Raw genomic sequence first — 19,493 nt, 5'->3', positions numbered from 1 at the left:
TCGGTAAACACCGTTCACTGACTCTGAGGGCCAGCGTACGGACGGTTAACGGCGTTTACAAGACGATGGAGTCAAGCATGAGCGAGCCCACACGGCGCGAGCGTGCCCGTGCGGCGACAGACCGCGAGATCCGCCAGCAGGCCCGCACCCTGCTGATCAACGAGGGCCCGGAAGCGGTCACCCTGCGCGCGATCGCCCGGCAGCTCGGGATCACCGCACCGGCGCTCTACCGCTACTACTCCTCACGCGAGGACCTGGTGCACCACGTCCGGATGGACATCTGCGCCGACCTGGCCGCCGATCTCACCACCGACCTCGCCGAGATCCCGGAGGGCGAAACGGTGCGGCAGGTGCTGACCATCTGCCGCGGCTTCCGGCGCTGGGCGCTGGACCACCCGCGAGAGTTCTCAATGGTGTTCGCCACACCGCAGGGCGGCCCCGACGACCTCTCGGCCGACCCGTTCGGCCGGATCTTCCTGTCGGTCGCGGGCCAGGTGCTGATCACCAAGCAGCTCACCCCGCCGCCGGACGACACCGTGCCGCCGGCCATGCGGGCGGATCTCGAGGACTTCCGCGCGGACCTGCTGGCGACGATCGCGCAGACCGGTGTCGACGTGCCCGACGACATCCTCAGCATCGGGACGACGTACATGATCCTGCAGTTCTGGGTCCGGCTGTACGGCCAGGTCGCGCTGGAGGTGTTCGGCCATTTCCCGATGCTGATCAGCAACACCGAGGACTTCTTCGAGGTCATGCTGGCCGAACTGGTCGCCGACGCGGGGCTCGGCTGGGACGAGGAACCCAACCGAAGCCCCTGACGGCTCCCGACCGAACTCAGAGAACGATGTTGACCAGGCGGCCGGGTACCACGATCACCTTGCGGGGCTCGTTGCCGCCGGTCAGCGCGACGATCTTCTCGTCGGCCAGCGCGGTGGCCTTCACGACGTCCTGGCTCGCGTCCGCGGCGACGGTCACGCGCGAGCGGACCTTGCCGTTGACCTGAACCGGGTACTCGATCGAGTCCTCGACCAGGTACTTCTCGTCCGCCACCGGGAACGGCCCGTGGATCAGCGACTCCCTGCCCAGCCGTGACCACAGCTCCTCCGCCACGTGCGGAGCCAGCGGGGCCAGCATCAGCACCAGCGGCTCGACCAGGGCGCGCGGGGTGCCCGCAGCCGAGCTGTAGGTCTTGGTCAGGTGGTTGTTCAGCTCGATCAGCTTGGCGCCCGCGGTGTTGAACCGCATCTCCTCGTAGTCCTCACGGACACCGGCGATGGCCTTGTTCAGCTGACGCAGGTCCGCCTCGGTCGGCTCGTCGGCGGTGACCCGCAGGTCGCCGCTGACCTCGTCGACGACATTGCGCCACAGGCGTTGCAGGAACCGGTGCGCACCTACGACGTCCTTGGTCGCCCACGGACGCGAGACCTCCATGGGGCCCATGGACATCTCGTACAGCCGGAACGTGTCCGCGCCGTACGACTCGCACATCTCGTCGGGAGTGACGACGTTGCGCTCGGTCTTGCCCATCTTGCCGTAGGACTGGGTGACCTCCTGGCCCTCGTAGAAGAACTTGCCGTTCTCCTCGACGACCTCGGCGGCGGGCACGAACTGGCCGCGCGAGTCGGTGTACGCGTACGCCTGGATGTAGCCCTGGTTGAACAGCTTGCGGTACGGCTCGGGCGAGCTGACGTGCCCCAGGTCGAACAGCACCTTCTGCCAGAACCGCGAGTACAGCAGGTGCAGCACCGCGTGCTCGACACCGCCGATGTACAGGTCCACGCCGCCCGGGTCGCTCGCGCCGAACTTCTCGGTGCGCGGGCCCAGCCAGTACTGCTCGTTCTCCGGGTCGACGAACCGCTCGCTGTTGCTCGGGTCGACGTAGCGCAGCTGGTACCAGCACGAGCCCGCCCAGTTGGGCATCGTGTTGGTGTCGCGGCGGTAGGTCTTCGTGCCGTCGCCCAGATCCAGCTCGACCGTCACCCAGTCGGTGGCGCGGGACAGCGGCGGTGACGGGTCGGTGTCCGCGTCCTCCGGGTCGAAGGTGGTCGGGGAGTAGTCGTCCACCTCGGGCAGTTCGATCGGCAGCATGCTCTCGGGCAGCGCGTGCGGCAGACCTTCCTCGTCGTAGACGACGGGGAACGGCTCGCCCCAGTAGCGCTGACGGGAGAACAGCCAGTCCCGCAGCTTGTACTGGATGGTGCCGCGGCCGCGGTCGTGCTCCTCCAGCCACTCGATGATCGTCTTCTTGGCCTCGTCGATGGCCATCCCGTCCAGGAACCCGCTGTTCACCGCAGGTCCGTCGCCGGTGAACGCCTCGCCGTCGAAGCCTTCGCTCGGCGCGACCGTCCGGATGATCGGCAGGCCGAACGCGGTGGCGAAGTCCCAGTCGCGCTGGTCCTGGCCGGGCACGGCCATGATCGCGCCGGTGCCGTACCCCATCAGCACGTAGTCGGCGATGAACACCGGGATCTTGCTGCCGTTGACCGGGTTCGTGGCGTACGCACCGGTGAACACACCGGTCTTGTCCTTGTTCTCCTGGCGGTCCAGTTCGGACTTCATGGAGGCGGCACGCCGGTACGCGGCGATGGCTTCGGCCGGGGTGGCGGCGCCGCCGGTCCACCGGGTGTCCACATCGGACGGCCACTGCGCCGAGGCGATCGAGTCGACCAGCGCGTGCTCCGGCGCCAGCACCATGTAGGTCGCGCCGAACAGCGTGTCCGGACGGGTGGTGAAGACCTCGATGTCGGTGTCGGCCCCCGAGTTCGTCGACACGGCGAACTTCACCCTGGCGCCGTGCGAGCGGCCGATCCAGTTGCGCTGCATCGCCTTGATCTTGTCCGGCCAGTCCAGCCGGTCCAGGTCGTCGATCAGGCGGTCGGCGTACGCGGTGATCCGCATCATCCACTGCCGCAGGTTGCGGCGGAACACCGGGAAGTTGCCGCGCTCGGAGCGGCCGTCCGCGGTGACCTCCTCGTTGGAGATGACCGTGCCCAAACCGGGAACCCAGTTCACCGGCGCGTCCGACAGGTACACCAGCCGGTAGGAGTTGATGGCGTTCTGCTGCTCAGCGACGGTCAGCTCACACCAGTTGCGGCCGTCCGGCGTCCGGCGCTTGTCCTGCGCGAACTCGGTGACCAGCTCGGCGATCGGCCGGGCCTTGCCCGCCTTCTCGTCGTACCAGGAGTTGTAGATCTGCAGGAAGATCCACTGAGTCCACTTGTAGTACTCCGGATCGATCGTGGAGATCCGGCGCCGCTCGTCGTGGCCCAGTCCCAGCCTGCGGATCTGCCGCAGGTAGGTGTTGATGTTGTCCTCTGTGGTCTTGCGCGGGTGCTGCCCGGTGCGGATCGCGTACTGCTCGGCGGGCAGGCCGAACGCGTCGAAGCCCATCGTGTGCAGCACGTTGTGGCCCAGCATCCGGTGGTAGCGGGCGAAGACGTCCGTGCCGATGAAGCCCAGCGGGTGGCCGACGTGCAGCCCGGCGCCCGACGGGTACGGGAACATGTCCTGGACGAACATCTTGTCGTCGGGAACGGGCCCAGCGAGCGGGCCGACCGGGTTGGGCGCCTCGTAGGAGCCGTGCTCCTGCCAGAACTCCTGCCACTTCCGCTCGATCTCGCCGGCCAGCGCGGCCGTGTAGCGGTGCGCCGGTACAGCCTCAGCGCTTTCGCTCATCGCTTGTCCTTCCCTGCTTTTCGGCCCTGAACAACGCGAAACCCCTCAGCCCTGTCTCGGGCATGAGGGGTCGCCGCGCCAACCAGTCCTTGACGGGTCAGCGCGGCCAGCGAAGAAGTCGGCGGGCCGTGCCCATGTCAATGAGGATAGCGGACCGCCAAAGCGACTATCTGGGTGACCTGACCAGCGGAGAAGTTTGTCGTGCCCCTCCGGGCGGCGCGACCATGCGTGCGGACATGGCCTGAAGCACATCGAACCAGGGTGTCCGTTCAGTCGAAGATGCCTGACACCTAACATCGGCGTTGTGTTCGTCGCATCCCTGGTCGTCGCAATCGTACTGGTTGTAGTGGGTCTTGCCGTTTGCGTGACCGGAGTCCTCGGTTTCCGCGAACGGCTGCCGCTCAACCGGTACCTGGGCGTGCGCACGGCGGTGTCGATGCGGGACGCCGAGACGTTCCGGGTCGCCAACAAGGTCGCCGGGCTGCCGTTCGTGGTCGCGGGCGTGGTCGGAGCCGTCGGTGGACTGCTGTTGGCGATCCTGGCGACGGGTGGCTTGGTCGCTGCCGTGGTCAGCACGGGCGGAATGCTCGTGATCGCCGGTGCCGGTGGGGTGCTCGGCCACAAGGCCGCGCTCGCCGTGCCGGAGCCCGAGCCGGAACTGCCCGCCGGGTGCGCCGGGTGCGCGTGCGGCAACTGCGGCGTCGCCAAGCTCCGCGGATAGCTCTAGTTCAGGCGGACGTCGTCCGGGTGGGTCGCGAGCAACGCCGTCGGCATGCCCTGGCGCCGCAGCACCCTGCCCCACAAGTCCTGCTCCGGCTCGGCCAGCACGTCGTTCGGCAGCGCGGGCACCACGATCCAGTCGCCGCGCTCGATCTCCCCGGCGAGCTGGTCGACGTCCCAGCCCGCGTACCCGGCGAACACCCGCAGCCCCTTGACCTTCGGTGTGAGCGTCGCCGGATCCGCGTCGAGGTCCACGAGCGCGACCGGGCCACGCACGCTGATCACACCCTTGAGACTGGCCGCGTCCTCACCCGTGCGCAGAGCGGCGAGGCACAGCGCGGTCTTCTGGTCGACCGGACCGCCGACGAACAGCGACCGCGGCTCGGTGACGTGATCGCCCCATGCCGGTAAGACGTCGTTGACGGGCACCTCGCTGGGACGGTTCAGCACGACACCGAGCGTGCCCTCACCACGACGGTGGTCTATCACGTAGACCACCGTCCGGCGGAAGTTCTCGTCGAGCAGGGTCGGCGCCGCCACTAGCAGCGTTCCTGGCTCTACGTCAGCGTCGGGTCGCACAGCGCACATGATCCCATCAGCCCCGGGAACACCATGAGCCCCCGGCGCGTGGGAAAAATCGCCGGATGATCCTCGGGAACACGCAAGGCACCCGGTAACGTTAGACGCTAGGTCGGTACGCATCTGTGTCCCCCGGGCTCAATTACAAAGCCTTCATGGAATACCGGTAACGCAGGAGCCATGTCGCGCCATCCGCCGAGAGGCGACCAGGCGTACCGACCCCTAGCCTCTGGGTGACCCTGCTCGCTGTGCTTCGCACCAGCTTCGCCGGGTCGCCTAGGTCCATTTTGGGGGGCCGAGCCCCCCAACCCCCCACGGTGCGAGTTCCTCTCGAACCAGCGCTGGGCGCGTTGCGCTGTCACCAACTCCACGTGCACTGTGCCGCAGGGAGCGTGTGTGCGGCTGGATTCATTCCATCGGTGGATCGTTGTTGGCTGGTGGTTCACTGCGGTGCGTACGCTGGAGTCTCGTGACGGCGGTGGTCGACGAGAAGCAGAAGGTCCCGGCGCGGCAGTTGCTGGCGCTACGGGAGTTCCGTCGGCTTCTCTACCTGCGTTTTTCCTCGCAGTGGGCGGATGGGCTGTTCCAGACCGGACTGGCCGGGGCGGTGATCTTCAACCCCGAGCGCGGCGCCGACCCGTTGACCATCGCGACCGGGTTCGCCACCCTGCTGCTGCCGTACTCCGTCATCGGGCCCTTCGCGGGCGCGCTGCTGGACCGGTGGGATCGCAGGAAGGTGCTTGTCGTGGCCAGCCTGCTGCGGGCCACGTTGATCCTGTTCGCGACGATCGGCCTGCTGGCCGGTGTGCCGAGCGGGCCGCTGTTCCTGGTCTCCCTGTTGGTCCTCGGTGCCACGCGGTTCATGGGGTCGGGGCTGTCCGCAGCGCTGCCGCACCTGGTGCCGGAGCGCACCCTGGTGCAGGCCAACGCGATCGCGGTGACCCTTGGCTCGGTGGTCGCGGTTGTCGGTGGCGGGTGCGCGATCGGGTTGCGCAAGGTCTTCGGCGAGGACGACTTCGGCTCGGGCATCACGACGTCGTTCGCGATCATCGGCACGCTGCTGGCCGTGGTGTTCGCCGTCCGGTACGAACGCGGCAGGCTCGGACCTGACGAAGTGGACGAACCGTCGGGGACGGTCGTCGCGGTCGCCCGTGGCCTGGTCGACGGCGCGAAAGCGGCGTGGAACGCCCCACGGGTGGTCGCCGGGTTCGTCGCGCTGCTCGCGCACCGGGCGTCGCAGGGCATCGCGCTGCTGATGGCCGTGCTGCTGATGCGCTACTACTTCACCGACTACGGCTGGCTCAAGGCCGGGCTGACCGGGCTCGGCGAGATCGCCGCGTTCGCCGGTGCGGGCATCTTCATCGCCGGGCTGATCACGCCGAAGCTGGTCGAGCGGTTCGGCAGGCACGCGGTGATCATCGGCTCGTTGCTGGTGGTCGCGGCCGCGATGGCGGGGCTCGGGCTGCCGATGGTCCTGCCGACCATGCTCGGCGCGGCGTTCCTGCTGTTCGGCGCCGGTCAGGTGATCAAGCTGTGCGTCGACGCGGTGATCCAGGCCGACATCGGCGACGAGTCGATCGGCCGGGTGTTCTCCCTGTACGACACGCTGCTCAACGTCATGCAGGTGGCGTCGATCGCGGTGGCCGCGGCGATCGTCCCCGCCAACGGCCACTCGCACGGTCTAGTCGTCGCGACGATCGTCCTCTACCTGATCGGTGTCGTCGGCTACGTGATCGCCAGCAGGCGCGACCACGGCGCTCACGTCGTCTAGCACTCCCTGTTCGGCTGCCCAGCGGCGCAGTTCGGCCACGGCCTCGTCGTGGTCGAGCGGGCCGCGGTCGAGCCGGAGGTCCTTGAGGAACTTCCACGCCCTGCCGACCACCGGGCCCGGCTTGAGCCCCAGCAGCCGCATGATCTCGTTGCCGTCGAGGTCCGGCCGCACCTTGGCCAGGTCCTCCTCCGCGGCGATCCGGGCGATCCTGGTCTCCAGGTCGTCGTAGGAGCGCTGCAGCGCCTGCGCCTTGCGGCGGTTGCGGGTCGTGCAGTCCGCGCGGACCAGCTTGTTCAGCCGCGTGAGCAGGTCACCGGCGTCGGTGACGTACCGGCGGACCGCCGAGTCCGTCCACTCGCCCTTGCCGTAGCCGTGGAAGCGCAGGTGCAGGAACACCAGCTTGGCGACGTTCTCGATGATCTCCTTCGAGTACCGCAACGCCCGCAAACGCTTGCGAACCATCTTGGCGCCGACCACCTCGTGGTGGTGGAAGCTCACGCCACCGCCGGGGATGTGCCTGCGGGTGTCCGGCTTGCCGATGTCGTGCAGCAACGCGGCCAGCCGCAGGACCAGATCCGGCTCGCTACCCTCTTCCTCCAGGTCGATCGCCTGGTCGAGCACGACGAGCGAGTGCTGGTACACGTCCTTGTGCTGGTGGTGCTCGTCGATCTCCAGCCGCATCGCGGGCACCTCGGGCAGCACGTGGTCGGCCAGCCCCGAGTCGACGAGCAACTCGATCCCCGTGCGCGGGTGCGCGCCGCAGAGCAGCTTCGACAGCTCGACCTGGATCCGTTCGGCGGTGATCCGCTCGATCTGGCCCGCCATCCGGTTCATCGCGTCGACCACGCGCGGCGCGGGCGTGAACCCCAGCTGGCTGGTGAACCGCGCGGCACGCATCATCCGCAGCGGGTCGTCGCCGAACGACTCCTCCGGCGTGGCCGGGGTGTCGAGCACCTTCTCGGCCAGCGCGGCCATGCCGTCGTGCGGGTCGACGAACTGCTTGGTCGCCAGGTTCACGGCCATCGCGTTGACGGTGAAGTCGCGCCGCTTGAGGTCCACTTCGATCGAGTCGCCGAACTGGACCTCCGGGTTGCGGGTCACGCCATCGTACGTGTCCGCGCGGAACGTGGTGATCTCGCACGTCAGGCCGCCCTTGGTGGCGCCGACCGTGCCGAAGGCGATGCCGATGTCCCACACCGCGTCCGCCCAGCCGGAAACCAGCCGCATGACCTCCTGCGGCCGTGCGTCGGTGGTGAAGTCGAGGTCGGTACCCAGCCTGCCCAGCAGTGCGTCGCGGACGCTCCCGCCGACGAGGAACAGGCTGTGCCCCGCCTTGGCGAACAGCACGGACAACTCTTCCGCGACCGGTGAGACACGCATCAGTTCCACAACCGCATTCTGCTTGGCAAGCATCGTCGACACGGCGAATCAGGCTAGTTGACGTGGCCAGACGATTACGATCGAGTTCATGCCTCCGTCATCCGGACGTTCCGACGGTGCCCGGTCCGGGCGCCGCGGCAGGCGTCGGAGCAGGCGGTTGACCACGGTCGACGAGACGTCGGCAGGCGGACTGGTGATCGACGAGTCCCAGGCGAACGCGGTGATCATCGGCAGGCTGGACCGCAGGGGGCGGTTGCTCTGGTCGCTGCCGAAGGGCCACATCGAGGAGGGCGAGACGCCCGAGCAGACCGCCGTCCGCGAGGTCAAGGAGGAGACCGGGATCACCGGTGAGGTGGTCCGCTCGCTCGGGTCGATCGACTACTGGTTCGTCGCGGAGAACCGGCGGGTGCACAAGACCGTCCACCACTACCTGCTGACCGCGCTGTCCGGTGAGCTGTCCGATGAGGACATCGAAGTGACCGAGGTCGCGTGGGTCGCGCTGGATGATCTTGACGGCCGGTTGGCGTATGCGGACGAGCGCCGGTTGGTGCGCAAGGCGATGCAACTACTCTCAGAGCCGACAAACACACCGTATGAGGGTGATGTGTCGTTCTCGGACGGCCTTGACGCGCCGAAGGGTCGAAAACAATGAGTGGGCTGCGTAACGCAACCCGTCACAAGCTTGCCGCACTGGTCGCGGCGGGTGTCGTGCTGACCGGATCAGCTCCGTTGACCGCTGCCGCGCAGCAGCCGGGTCCGGAGCCGTTGTTCGCTCCGATCGGCCTGGCCCGCACGCAGCCGTCCAACAGCCCGCCCCGGCTGCGGCTGGACGTCGACCAGCTCAACCCCAGGGTGATCCGGTCGGACACCCCGCAGATCACTGTCATGGGCAAGGTCACCAACGTCGGCGACCGGCGGATCGAGCAGGTCGAGGTCCGGCTGCAACGCGGTGACGTGGTGACCGAGGAGGGCAAGCTGCGGGCAGCGATGACCCAGCCGCCTGCCGCGGAGGCCGCCCGGCCGCCGTTCAAGCCGGTCACCAAGTCGCTGGAGAAGGGCGCGAGCACCGCCTTCACCGCGACCTACACCCTCGACGAGCTCAAGCTGGACCAGCCGGGCGTCTACCCGCTGCTGATCAACGTCAACGGCAGGCCAGAGTACGGCGGGTCAGAGCGGCTGGCCGGGCTGAACGTGCTGATGCCGGTGCTGTCACTGCCCGGCCGCAGCGCTCCGCCCGCCCAGGTACCGCCGAAGGTCACCGTGCTGTGGCCGTTGGTCGACGAGCACCCCCGGGTGGTCCGGCAACGCGAGAACGACAGGCAACTGCTGCTCGCCGACGACGACCTGGCCTCGTCGGTGCAGATCGGCGGCAGGCTCCACGGACTGCTCAACGCGGTCGAGAGCGCCACGAAGCAGAACCCGAAGCTGATGTCCTCGCTGTGCTTCGCGATCGACGGGGACCTGCTGGAGACGCTCCAGGCGATGACGAACGGCTACCAGGTCCAGGTCGGCGACGACAAGACCGTGCCCGGTCGTGGCAAGGACTTCGCGCGGCGCTGGCTGGACGGGCTCCGTTCGTTGACCAGTGGGCAGTGCGTCATCGCGTTGCCGTACGCCGACGCGGACGTCTCCGCGTTGTCCCGCGCAGGCGCGGTGGACCTCGCCAAGACCTCCGTCAACCAGGGCGTCACCTCGGTCAGCAAGGCGCTGGAGCCGACCAAACCGCAGCAAGGAGTGCTGTGGCCGGTCGACGGCACGGTCGACCCGCGTGCGCTCAGCGACGTCGGCGGGCTGACGCCGACGGTCGTGCTGGCCAACCCCGAGCGGCTCAAGGGCGTCAAGGGCCCAGGGCCGTTCACGCTCGGGCAGAACGACCGCGTGCTGCCGATCGACCGGTTGACCTCGCTGGCGCTGGCCGGGCCCGCGTCGGCGGCCGGGCCGGTGTCGGTGCAGAACGGGCTGGCCGCGCTGCTGTTCCGCTCGACGCGCCCCGGCCAGTCGGTGCTGGTCGCGCCGCCACGCCGGTGGACCGCCCCGGCCAGCGAGCTGACCGTGTACCTGGAGACCATCGGCCGGATGTTCACCGACAACCTGGCCACCGCGAGCCCGTTTGCCGACCTCGCCGACTCGCCGGAGGGCTCGGCGACCGCGCTGGACTACCCGGAACAGGACGTGGCCGCCGAAGTCCCCGCCGGGCTGATCGACCAGGTCTCGCAGGCCAACGCGGTGCAGCGGGACCTGCTCGGCGCGATGCTGCCGGACGACACCCGCCCGGTGCTCCCGGAGACGCTGATGACCCCGGTCCGCAACGGGCTGCTTCGGGCGGCGTCCAGCGGGTGGCGCGGCAACGTCGAAGGCGGCAGACAGGCCGCGGCCACCGCGGTCAAACAACTCGACGACATGCGTGCGCAGGTGAAGGTCAACCCGCCGGGGCCGCCGATCGTGCCCGCGTCGTCCAACAGCCCGATCCCTGTCCGGATCACCAACACCCTCCCGGTCGACGTGCTGGTCAAGCTGGTGATCAAGGAGAGCGCCGGCCTGCGGCCCGGCGTGGTCCAGCAGCGGCGGATCCCGGCGGGCAACGCCTTCACCGACCTCATCCCGGTCGAGCTGCTCCGGTCGGGCAAGTTCACCGTCGACGTCCAGGTCACCACGCCCGGTGGCACCCAGCTGGGCAACATCTCCAAGTTCGAGATCACGTCGGGCGCGTACGGCACCATCACGGTCGCCGTGACCAGCGTCGCCGGTGGCATGCTGGTACTGCTCGCCTCCCGGCGCGTCTACCGTCGTATCAAGCAGCGCAAGAAACAGGAGCCCACCCCGGCTTGACCAGAGCGAGGACATCCGTGCCCCCCGCCGGCGGCGGCAGACAACACCCTCGAAAACCCGCGGCGCCCCGGAAACAGGCCCCCCAGGCCCGCGGGTCGCTCGGTCGTGCCGTCGGGTCCATGGCGATCGCCACCCTGATCAGCCGGATCACCGGCTTCCTGTGGAAGGTCATGCTGACCGCCGCGCTCGCCATCGGTGTGCGCAACGACTCGTTCACGATCGCCAACACGATGCCCAACATCGTCTTCGAGCTGCTGATGGGTGGCGTGCTGGCCAGCGTGGTCGTGCCGTTGCTCGTCCGCTCGCAGGACGACCCGGACGGCGGCCTCGCGTACACGCAGCGGTTGCTCACGGTCGGGCTGACGTTGCTGGGCGTCGGCACGGTCGTCGCGACCGCCGCGGCGCCGCTGATCACCAAGCTGTACGTGGACGACTCGACAGGCAAGGCCAACCCCGAACTGGTGACCGCCTTCGCCTACCTGCTGCTACCGCAGATCTTCTTCTACGGCCTGTTCGCGTTGCTGACGGCGATCCTGAACGCCAAGCAGGTGTTCGGCCCGACGGCGTGGGCACCGGTGGTGAACAACCTGGTGGTCATGGCGACCATCGGGATCTACGCGATCGTGCCGGGTGAGATCTCGCTCGACCCGGTCAAGATGGGCGACGTCAAGCTGCTGGTCCTCGGCATCGGCGTGACGGCGGGCATCGTCGTGCAGTCGTTGATGCTGCTACCCGCGCTGCGCCGGATAGGCTTCAAGTTCCGCTGGAACTGGGGCCTCGACTCCCGGTTCAAGGAGTTCGGCGGGCTGGCGCTGTGGATCATCGGCTACGTCGCGGTGAGCCAGGTCGGCTGGACGATCAGCACCCGCGTGCTCACCGCAGGCGACGAGGGCGGTGCGGCCATCTACAGCAACGCGTGGTTGCTGTTGCAGTTGCCGTACGGCGTGATCGGTGTCTCGCTGTTGACCGCGATCATGCCGAGGCTGAGCCGGGCCGCAGCGGACGGCGACGACCGCAAGCTGATCGGCGACCTGTCGTACGCCAGCCGCTTGTCGGCCGTGATCCTCGTGCCGATCTCCGCTGTGCTCACGGTCACCGGTGCGTCCATCGGTGTCGTGTTGTTCTCCCACGGCGCCAGCAACCCGGCGCAGGCGACCAGGCTGGGTGAGTCCCTGGCCGTGTCGGCGTTCGGTCTGCTGCCGTACGCCCTGGTCATGCTCCAGCTGCGGGTGTTCTACGCGATGAAGGACGCGCGGACGCCGACGCTGATCATGATCGTGATGACCGCGGTCAAGATCCCGCTGCTCTACATGTGCGAGGGGCTGCTGGCGCCCGAGCACGTCGTGATCGGCGTGATGATGGTCAACTCGCTGAGCTACGTCGTCGGCGCGGTGCTCGGCCAGGTGTGGCTCTGGCTGCGGCTGGGACACCTGAAGACCAAGCGGGTCGTCGGCGTGACGCTTTTCTCAGTCTTCGCCGGGGGGCTCGGCGTCGCGGCCGGTCTGGTGGTAGCCAAGATGCTCGGTGGTGTGCTCCCGGACGCGGCCAAGCCCAGGGCGATGCTTTCGCTGGTCATCGAGGGAATCGTGGCGGGTGCTGTGTCGTTCGGCGTGCTGGTCGTACTCAAGGTCGACGAGCTCAAACCTGTTACCGCGAAAATCACCCGTCTGATTCGTCGGCGGTGAACTGGGCACCCATCACGTCTGGTGGGTTTCCCGTAGGCTCGCTACGAGGTATCCGTTGTGCGCGGATCGGTGGCGCGTCTGACGGGAGAGTGCGGTGACGACCAGGAGGACCGACTACACCAACGACGCGACCGTCCCAGGCGTTCGCGCGACGGCTGGTGACCTGCTTCCGGGCGGGGTCATCGGCGATGGTCGATACCGTCTGCTTGCCCCTTTCGGTGTGGACATCCGCGGCAACGCGCATCTGTGGCGCGCCCGCGACGGCCAGCTGCGCCGTGATGTCGGGTTGACAGTCCTCGTCGGTGACCCGACCAACCGTGACGCCACCGTCGCCGCCCGCCGCACGTTGGAGCGGGCCGCGCACGCCGCGCGGTTCACAAGTCCGAGCGTGTCCCGTGTGCTGGATGTGCTGGGTGTCGGCAGCGGGATCGACCCGAGTGAAGGTGTCCTCGGTGTCGTCGTGGCGGACTGGGCGCAAGGTACGGACCTCGTCGACCTGGTCGCCGAGCACCCGTTGCCCTCGGGGACCGCGGCAAGGCTGCTCGAGCCGTTGGCCATCGCCGTGGAACAGGCCCACCACACCGGCCTGGTGCTGGGCGTCGACCACCCGCAGCGGGTCCGGATCGGTCCGGACGGCTCGTTGCGGCTGTCCTTCCCCGGCCCGTTGCCGCAGGCCCAGCTGCAGGACGACGTCAAAGGCCTCGGCGCGATCCTCTACCTGCTGTTGACCGGGCGCTGGGCGCTGCCCGGCGGCCCGCCGACCATCCCCGGCGCCCGCCGCGACCGCATGGGCGCGCCGGTCTCGCCTGCCGCGCTGCGCCACGACGTCCCGGACGACCTGGCTGAACTGGCGGTGCGCAGCATCGCGGAGACGTCACTGGGCGGAATCCGGACCAGTTCCGCGTTCCTGACAGTGCTCGAGTCCATCGCCCAACGCGCCGAGCTGCTCGAACAACAGACGGAACTGCTCCCCTCGGTGCAGGGCGGCGACCAGCTGGCTGACCAGGACACGATCTGGACCACCAGCAAACGCCCGCCCAAGGACGACGGCAGGCGGCGCAAACTCGCCATCGGCGTGACCGCGTTGACGGTCGCGACTGTGGGCGTGCTCGCGTGGGTCGGCATGCAGCTGATCAGCTTCTTCGGCAGCGACCCGGTGCCCGCGGCGGTGCAGCAGTCCGTGGCGGTGGCGCCCCCGTCGCCCGGCGGCAACAGCGGCAACCAGCCCCAGGCGAACCCACCGCCCGCGCCCAAGCCCGCCGAGCCGGTCAAGCCGACGAAGGTCGTGGTCTACTCGGTCAAGGGGGACAAGGACGGAGCCGCCAAGGTAGGCCGCGTCAACGACGGCAAACCGAACACGGTGTGGTCGACCGACGAGTACAAGAAGCCGTTCCCCGCGATGAAGCCGGGCATCGGCGTGATGTCCACCTTCGGTGACGCGACCAAGCTCGCCCAGGTGATCATCGACTCGCCGAGCGCGGGCACCGTCGTGGAGATCCGGGCCGCCTCATCGGCGACCGCGAAGTTCGACGACACCAAGCTGATCGGCCAGGCCACGCTGAACGACGGCAAGACCGAGATCGCGCTGTCGAACGCGGAGCCGACCCAGTACGTGCTGGTGTGGATCACCAAGCTCGCGGTGGACGAGAAGGAGCAGAACGTCAGCCAGATCCGGGAGATCGAGTTCCGAACGGCCCAGTAAAAGGGCAACAAACCCGCCATGGATAAGCTGCCAGCGTGACCGCCGCAGCTAGCTCGGACGCATCGCTGATCGCGTCCCATGCCGCAGGGGATCCACACGCGTTCAGCGAGATCGTTCGTCGCCACAGAGACCGGATGTGGGCCGTGGCGCTGCGCACTCTCCGTGACCCGGAAGAGGCCGCCGACGCGCTGCAGGAGGCCTTCATCTCGGCTTTCCGCAACGCCGGGTCGTTCCGGGCCGAGTCGCAGGTGACGACATGGCTGCACCGGATCGTGGTGAACGCGTGCCTGGACCGAGTCCGACGCCGCCAAGCGCGCCCGACTGTGCCGTTGCCGGAGACCGGGCCGGGCGAGCCGGTCACTCCCGGCGACGCCATGTCCGAACGGGAGACCAGCCTGGTGGTGAAGAACGCGCTCGCCGAACTGTCGGAGGAACAGCGCGTGCCCATCCTGTTGGTCGACGTCGAGGGCTACTCGGTCGCCGAGACGGCCAAGATCCTCGGCATCGCCGAAGGCACCGTGAAGAGCCGCTGCGCCAGGGGGCGGGCCAAGCTCGCCAAAGTTCTCGGGCATCTGCGGAACCCGGTTGCTGATGCGAACGTCCCAGGTGACGCAAGCGAAAAGCGCGAGGGGCGTCCACGGCGTCAGTGGGAGGGGACATGACGAGCATCGGACGGGGGAGCGGCGGGCCACCGTGGTCGGTCGACCTGCTCGCCGATCTCCAGGCGGGTGCGCTGGACCCTCGGCAGGCCGACGAGCTGTGGCCCCAGGTCAACGCGGATCCGGAAGCCATGGAGATCCTGGCCGCGCTGGAGACGACGCAGGCCGATCTGCGCGAGTTCGCGGACGCGCCTGCGCCACCCATGCCCGCGCACTTCGCCGCACGGCTGGACGCGGCGATCGCGGCGGAGGCACAGGCCCGGTCGCAGGGGGTTCAGACGGCGCCGCCACCCCAGCAGCAGGCAGCGGCAGCGCCTGTGGTGAGCCTCGACGCCGCCCGTCGGCGCCGTACCCGCACCGGGTGGGCCGTCGGGATCTTCGCCGCGGCGGCAGCGGCTGTCGGCATCACGTTCGCCGCATTGCCCGGTGGTGGCGACAACGGCCCCAGCGGCAACGTCGCGGCGCCGGGACCGCTGACCTTCACCAAGGAAGACATCGGTCCGAACCAGTTGCAGGCGGCCAAAGGGCACAACGACTACGGACCGTTCACCGACAAGCAGAAGCTGGCGGCCTGTTTCGAGGCGAACAACGTCAGCAAGAACGCCGATCCGCTCGGCGCCAGACAGGTCACCGTCGACGGCAAGCAAGGCACGCTGTTCGTCCTGGCGTCCACGCCGGTCGGCACGTTCCGGCTGCTCGCGGTCGGTCCGGACTGCGGTCCGGGCACCCCGGCGACCCTGGCGAACAAAACGGGCGTGAAGTAGTCCTTCCCGGCTTTCCCGCCGGTCACGATTCAGTGCTCCCGGTCACCGGACGGTGCGGAACAACAAGCACCTACGATCGGTTGACCTAGTTGTCACTGGCGGGAAAGTCACGGAGGACAGATGGCGTCGCAAGACGAGGTCCGCAACCTGATCATCGTCGGGTCCGGTCCGGCGGGATACACAGCCGCGGTGTACGCGGCACGCGCGCAACTGTCTCCGCTGGTCTTCGAGGGCTCCCAGTTCGGTGGCGCGCTGATGACCACCACCGAGGTCGAGAACTACCCCGGTTTCCGCGACGGCATCATGGGCCCCGACCTGATGGCGCAGATGCGCGAGCAGGCCGAGCGGTTCGGTGCCGAGCTCAGGGCCGAGGACGTCGAGGCGGTCGAGCTGGACGGCCCGGTCAAGTACGTCACGGTCAACGGTGCCCGGTACGCGGCGAGGGCCGTCATCCTCGCGATGGGCGCCGCCGCACGCTACCTGCACGTCCCCGGTGAGCAGGAGCTGCTCGGCCGCGGCGTGTCCGCGTGTGCCACCTGTGACGGCTTCTTCTTCCGCGGCCACGACATCATCGTGGTCGGCGGTGGCGACTCGGCGATGGAGGAGGCCATCTTCCTGACCAAGTTCGCCGACTCGGTGACGATCGTGCACCGCCGCGAGGAGTTCCGCGCCTCGCGGATCATGCTCGAGCGGGCGCAGGCCAACGAGAAGATCAAGTGGCGGCTCAACGCCGAGGTCGTCGAGGTGCTCGACACCGACGGCAAGGTTTCCGGCGCCCGGCTGCGGGACACCCGAACCGGTGAGACCGAGGACATCGCCGTCACGGGCGTGTTCATGGCGATCGGCCACGACCCGCGCTCGCAGCTCGTCGCGGGCCAGGTCGACGTCGACGCGGAGGGCTACGTGCAGGTCAAGGGCCAGAGCACGTACACGAACCTGGACGGGGTCTTCGCCGCGGGCGACCTCGTCGACCACACGTACCGGCAGGCCATCACCGCGGCCGGCTCGGGTTGTTCCGCGGCGATCGACGCGGAGCGCTGGCTCGCCGAGCACGGTGAACAGCACGCACAGCAGGCACCGGAACTCGTCGGCGGCGGCTACGCCCCGACCAACAGCTGACACCAGTGGTCACGAACGGAAGTCTGTCAGGGGTCTCGACGGCCCAACTTCCCGCTGACCGCACCGGGCGAAAACCTGGATCCGCCGAATACTCCCAACGAACTCCCGTTCGCAACCACTAGGAGAGACCGTGAGCGGCAAACCCGTCACCGTTACTGACAAGTCATTCACCGAGGACGTGCTGCAGAGCGACAAGCCGGTGCTGGTGGACTTCTGGGCGACCTGGTGCGGACCGTGCCGCATGGTGGCGCCGGTGCTCGAGGAGATCGCGTCCGAGCACGCCGAGAAGATCACCGTGGCCAAGCTCGACATCGACGCCAACCCCGCGATCGCACGGGACTACCAGATCATGTCGGTGCCGACCATGATCGTCTTCCAGGGTGGCCGCCCGGTCAAGCAGATCGTCGGTGCCAAGCCGAAGGCGGCGCTGCTCAGCGACCTGGCCGACTACGTCGCCTGATCTCCAGCCGTAACCGAATACGAGCAACCTCGGCCCGGGGCTGACGTCCACTCCTCGTGAGTTGACCAGCCCCGGGCCGTGTCATGCATCACACTGGATCCGAAGACTCGGTAAGGAACTCGACGCGGGACGTGACCCTAAAGGGGACCGGCCCGCAGGCCGGGGCACAATAGCCTGCGACACAACCTGAGATCGTCGGTTTATCAAACTATGACTTGAGTGAGGGGTGCATGCGGGAACTCCGCCCCGGTGACGCCGGACCGGCTGTAGCCGAAGTGCGGGCCACGCTCGCCAGCCTGGGCCTGTTGCCCACGGCCAACGGCACGGGCGACCCGTCGCTGTACGACCTCGCCGTCGAGCACGCCGTTCGCGCCTTCCAGCAGCAGCGCGGCCTGATCACGGACGGAATCGTCGGGCAGGCCACCTACCAGGCCCTGCGCGACGCCACCTACCGTCTCGGCGGCCGGCCGCTCGCGTACCTGGTTTCCGCGCCGGTGAGCGGCGACGACGTCCTGGAACTGCAGGAGCGCCTGCTCCAACTGGGGTACAACGCGGGCCGGCCGAACGGCGTGTTCGGTCCGCAGACCGAGCGTGCGCTGCGTGAGTTCCAGCGCGACTACGGCCTGACAGTGGACGGCATGTGCGGCGCCGAGACCGTCGGCGCGTTCAACCGCCTGTCCCCGCGCGCCAGCGGTGGCCGTCCGGTCCTGCTGCGCGAGCAGGAGAAGGTCCGCAACGCCGGTCCGCGGCTGCGCGGCAAGCGGATCGTGATCGACCCGGGGCACGGCGGCACGGACCCCGGCGTGACCGTCGACGGCATCCGCGAGGCCGACCTGATGTGGGACCTGGCTCGCCGCCTGGAAGGCCGGATGGTGGCCACCGGGATGGAGGCGATGCTCTCCCGCGGGCCTGACCAGTGCCCGACCGAGGCCCAGCGCGCGCACTTCGCCAACGAGGCGGGCAGTGACGTCTTCCTGTCCCTGCACTGCGACCGCAACGCCTCCCCCCACGCTTCCGGCCTGGCGACCTTCCATTTCGGGACCGCGCGCAACAACACGTCCACTCTGGGCGAGGCGCTCGCGGGCTTCATCCAGCGCGAGCTGACCGCCCGCACCGGCATGGTCAACTGCCGCACGCACGGCAAGACGTGGGACTCGCTGCGGCTGACCCGCTGCCCCGCCGTCCGGCTCGAACTGGGCTACCTGACCAACACGGGCGACCGGACGCTGCTGGCCGATCCGGCGTTCCGCGACCTGGTCGCCGAGGGCATCCTGGTGTCGGTCAAGCGGCTCTACCTGCTCGGCGAGAACGACCAGCCGACCGGCACGTTCACCTTCGCCGACCTGATGCGGCACGAACTCACCAAGAGCTGACCCAGCACTGTCAGCGCTGGTAGACCGGGCTGGCCGTGGTCACCGAGACCGTGCCCAGCAGGCGCTCCAGCGCTGCCTCGACGTCTTCCTTCCAGGTGATCGCGCTGCGCAGTTCCAGGCGCAGCCGCGGCCACCGGGCGTGCGGGCGGACGGTCTTGAACCCGACCGCCGCGAGGAACTCCGACGGCACGACACAGCTGGGCTCGTCCTCGTCCGGCTTGGCGTCGCCGAACGACTCGATCGCCTTCACACCACGGCGGGTGAGGTCCTTGGCGACGGCCTGGACGAGCATCCGGCCGAGCCCGCCACCGCGGAACTCGGGAAGGATGTGGAACCCGGTCAGCATCACCGCGTCGGGGCTGATCGGGGACGTCGGGAAGGCCAGTGAGCGCGGTACGGCGTTCGGCGGGGCGTAGAGCACGAATCCCACCGGGAGCTTGTCGGAGTAGACCAGGCGGCCACAGGAGCCCCATTCCAGCAGCATGCTGGAAACCCAGGCCTCCTTCTCCAGCTCGGTCTCCCCGAAGGCCTCGGCCTGCTCCTTCAGGTGCGGTGCCAGCTCCCAGAACACGCAGCCCCGTGAATGCTTGGGGAGGTGATCCAGGTTGTCCAGCGTGATGCCGACGACGCGTCGCGACACCCAACCTCCCCGGCCCGCTCGGTTGGAACTTGAGAAGGGCATGCGGTAACCACAGGCCCAGGGTTCAGGATAGGGGGATGTGACAAGAGCCGGAAGGACAACGACCTGATAGAGGCCAGAGTTACACTCGCTTGACT

General features: G+C 68.5%; 16 protein-coding genes. 12 read left to right on the top strand and 4 right to left on the bottom strand.

Annotated elements, in window-relative coordinates:
* Nucleotides 1–77: 77 nt before the first annotated feature.
* Complete coding sequence (locus tag ALI144C_RS43350) at nt 78–818, top strand: TetR/AcrR family transcriptional regulator (protein ID WP_076993103.1); 741 nt, start codon at nt 78–80, stop codon at nt 816–818.
* 16 nt (nt 819–834) lie between these two features.
* On the opposite strand, the gene leuS is transcribed toward ALI144C_RS43350, so the two are convergent.
* Nucleotides 835–3,675: a leucine--tRNA ligase gene (leuS, locus tag ALI144C_RS43345; RefSeq protein ID WP_076993102.1), complete on the bottom strand. Its 2,841-nt coding sequence runs from the start codon at nt 3,673–3,675 to the stop codon at nt 835–837.
* Between the two features lie 364 nt (nt 3,676–4,039).
* Here leuS and ALI144C_RS43340 point away from each other — a divergent pair, with 364 nt between their 5' ends.
* A complete protein-coding gene (locus tag ALI144C_RS43340; RefSeq protein ID WP_237774596.1) occupies nt 4,040–4,396 on the top strand; it encodes an SdpI family protein in 357 nt (118 codons plus the stop codon).
* A gap of 2 nt (nt 4,397–4,398) precedes the next feature.
* Here ALI144C_RS43340 and ALI144C_RS43335 read toward each other — a convergent pair whose 3' ends face one another.
* Nucleotides 4,399–4,983, bottom strand: coding sequence for a YqgE/AlgH family protein (locus tag ALI144C_RS43335; protein WP_076993101.1), 585 nt, complete (start codon nt 4,981–4,983; stop codon nt 4,399–4,401).
* Nucleotides 4,984–5,443: 460 nt separating this feature from the next.
* Here ALI144C_RS43335 and ALI144C_RS43330 point away from each other — a divergent pair, with 460 nt between their 5' ends.
* Nucleotides 5,444–6,745 carry an MFS transporter gene (locus ALI144C_RS43330; protein ID WP_441297603.1) on the top strand — a complete coding sequence of 434 codons (1,302 nt, stop codon included), beginning with the start codon at nt 5,444–5,446 and terminating at the stop codon, nt 6,743–6,745.
* Here ALI144C_RS43330 and ALI144C_RS43325 read toward each other — a convergent pair.
* Nucleotides 6,656–8,158: a CCA tRNA nucleotidyltransferase gene (locus ALI144C_RS43325; RefSeq protein WP_076993696.1), complete on the bottom strand. Its 1,503-nt coding sequence runs from the start codon at nt 8,156–8,158 to the stop codon at nt 6,656–6,658. The two genes, ALI144C_RS43330 and ALI144C_RS43325, sit on opposite strands and share 90 nt — an antisense overlap.
* 55 nt (nt 8,159–8,213) lie before the next feature.
* Between ALI144C_RS43325 and ALI144C_RS43320 the strand changes: the two genes are divergently transcribed.
* The 9 genes from ALI144C_RS43320 to ALI144C_RS43280 all read left to right on the top strand — a co-directional run bounded on the left by ALI144C_RS43320 (nt 8,214) and on the right by ALI144C_RS43280 (nt 18,716).
* Nucleotides 8,214–8,777 (top strand): NUDIX hydrolase, encoded by a 564-nt coding sequence (locus tag ALI144C_RS43320; protein WP_076993100.1) that lies wholly within the window; start codon nt 8,214–8,216, stop codon nt 8,775–8,777.
* The gene (locus ALI144C_RS43315; protein ID WP_076993099.1) at nt 8,774–10,954 is read left to right on the top strand and encodes a DUF6049 family protein; all 2,181 of its coding nucleotides are present in this window, start codon (nt 8,774–8,776) and stop codon (nt 10,952–10,954) included. The genes ALI144C_RS43320 and ALI144C_RS43315 overlap by 4 nt, the downstream gene beginning before the upstream one ends.
* Nucleotides 10,951–12,639: a murein biosynthesis integral membrane protein MurJ gene (murJ, locus tag ALI144C_RS43310; protein WP_083753905.1), complete on the top strand. Its 1,689-nt coding sequence runs from the start codon at nt 10,951–10,953 to the stop codon at nt 12,637–12,639. Before ALI144C_RS43315 ends, murJ begins: the two co-directional genes overlap by 4 nt.
* A 94-nt stretch (nt 12,640–12,733) precedes the next feature.
* Complete coding sequence (locus tag ALI144C_RS43305; protein WP_076993097.1) at nt 12,734–14,341, top strand: protein kinase family protein; 1,608 nt, start codon at nt 12,734–12,736, stop codon at nt 14,339–14,341.
* 35 nt (nt 14,342–14,376) lie between these two features.
* Nucleotides 14,377–15,003, top strand: coding sequence for an RNA polymerase sigma factor SigM (gene sigM, locus ALI144C_RS43300; RefSeq protein ID WP_076993096.1), 627 nt, complete (start codon nt 14,377–14,379; stop codon nt 15,001–15,003).
* Nucleotides 15,000–15,764, top strand: coding sequence for a hypothetical protein (locus ALI144C_RS43295; RefSeq protein ID WP_076993095.1), 765 nt, complete (start codon nt 15,000–15,002; stop codon nt 15,762–15,764). The genes sigM and ALI144C_RS43295 overlap by 4 nt, the downstream gene beginning before the upstream one ends.
* Before the next feature lie 120 nt (nt 15,765–15,884).
* Nucleotides 15,885–16,883 carry a thioredoxin-disulfide reductase gene (gene trxB / locus ALI144C_RS43290; protein ID WP_076993094.1) on the top strand — a complete coding sequence of 333 codons (999 nt, stop codon included), beginning with the start codon at nt 15,885–15,887 and terminating at the stop codon, nt 16,881–16,883.
* Nucleotides 16,884–17,013: 130 nt separating this feature from the next.
* On the top strand, nt 17,014–17,343 hold the full coding sequence (trxA, locus tag ALI144C_RS43285; protein WP_076993093.1) for a thioredoxin: 330 nt from the start codon (nt 17,014–17,016) through the stop codon (nt 17,341–17,343).
* Nucleotides 17,344–17,573: 230 nt separating this feature from the next.
* Entirely contained in the window at nt 17,574–18,716 is a 1,143-nt protein-coding gene (locus ALI144C_RS43280) for an N-acetylmuramoyl-L-alanine amidase (RefSeq protein WP_076993092.1), read from the top strand.
* Between the two features lie 10 nt (nt 18,717–18,726).
* Here ALI144C_RS43280 and ALI144C_RS43275 read toward each other — a convergent pair whose 3' ends face one another.
* Entirely contained in the window at nt 18,727–19,356 is a 630-nt protein-coding gene (locus tag ALI144C_RS43275) for a GNAT family N-acetyltransferase (RefSeq protein ID WP_143231211.1), read from the bottom strand.
* Nucleotides 19,357–19,493 lie beyond the last annotated feature (137 nt).

Origin of the sequence: Actinosynnema sp. ALI-1.44 (genome assembly GCF_001984155.1) — a bacterium.
Classification (GTDB): domain Bacteria; phylum Actinomycetota; class Actinomycetes; order Mycobacteriales; family Pseudonocardiaceae; genus Kibdelosporangium.
Note: the sequence above shows the minus strand (reverse complement) of the source record. Positions and strands in the feature narration are given on the sequence as shown.

Bases quoted from the DNA above. Each gene is read 5' to 3' on its own strand.
- ALI144C_RS43295 (WP_076993095.1), top strand. From the start codon at position 15,000: ATGACGAGCATCGGACGGGGGAGCGGCGGGCCACCGTGGTCGGTCGAC.
- trxB (WP_076993094.1), top strand. From the start codon at position 15,885: ATGGCGTCGCAAGACGAGGTCCGCAACCTGATCATCGTCGGGTCCGGT.
- ALI144C_RS43335 (WP_076993101.1), bottom strand. From the start codon at position 4,983: ATGTGCGCTGTGCGACCCGACGCTGACGTAGAGCCAGGAACGCTGCTA.
- ALI144C_RS43325 (WP_076993696.1), bottom strand. From the start codon at position 8,158: ATGCTTGCCAAGCAGAATGCGGTTGTGGAACTGATGCGTGTCTCACCG.
- ALI144C_RS43280 (WP_076993092.1), top strand. From the start codon at position 17,574: ATGCGGGAACTCCGCCCCGGTGACGCCGGACCGGCTGTAGCCGAAGTG.
- ALI144C_RS43315 (WP_076993099.1), top strand. From the start codon at position 8,774: ATGAGTGGGCTGCGTAACGCAACCCGTCACAAGCTTGCCGCACTGGTC.
- ALI144C_RS43350 (WP_076993103.1), top strand. From the start codon at position 78: ATGAGCGAGCCCACACGGCGCGAGCGTGCCCGTGCGGCGACAGACCGC.
- ALI144C_RS43320 (WP_076993100.1), top strand. From the start codon at position 8,214: ATGCCTCCGTCATCCGGACGTTCCGACGGTGCCCGGTCCGGGCGCCGC.
- leuS (WP_076993102.1), bottom strand. From the start codon at position 3,675: ATGAGCGAAAGCGCTGAGGCTGTACCGGCGCACCGCTACACGGCCGCG.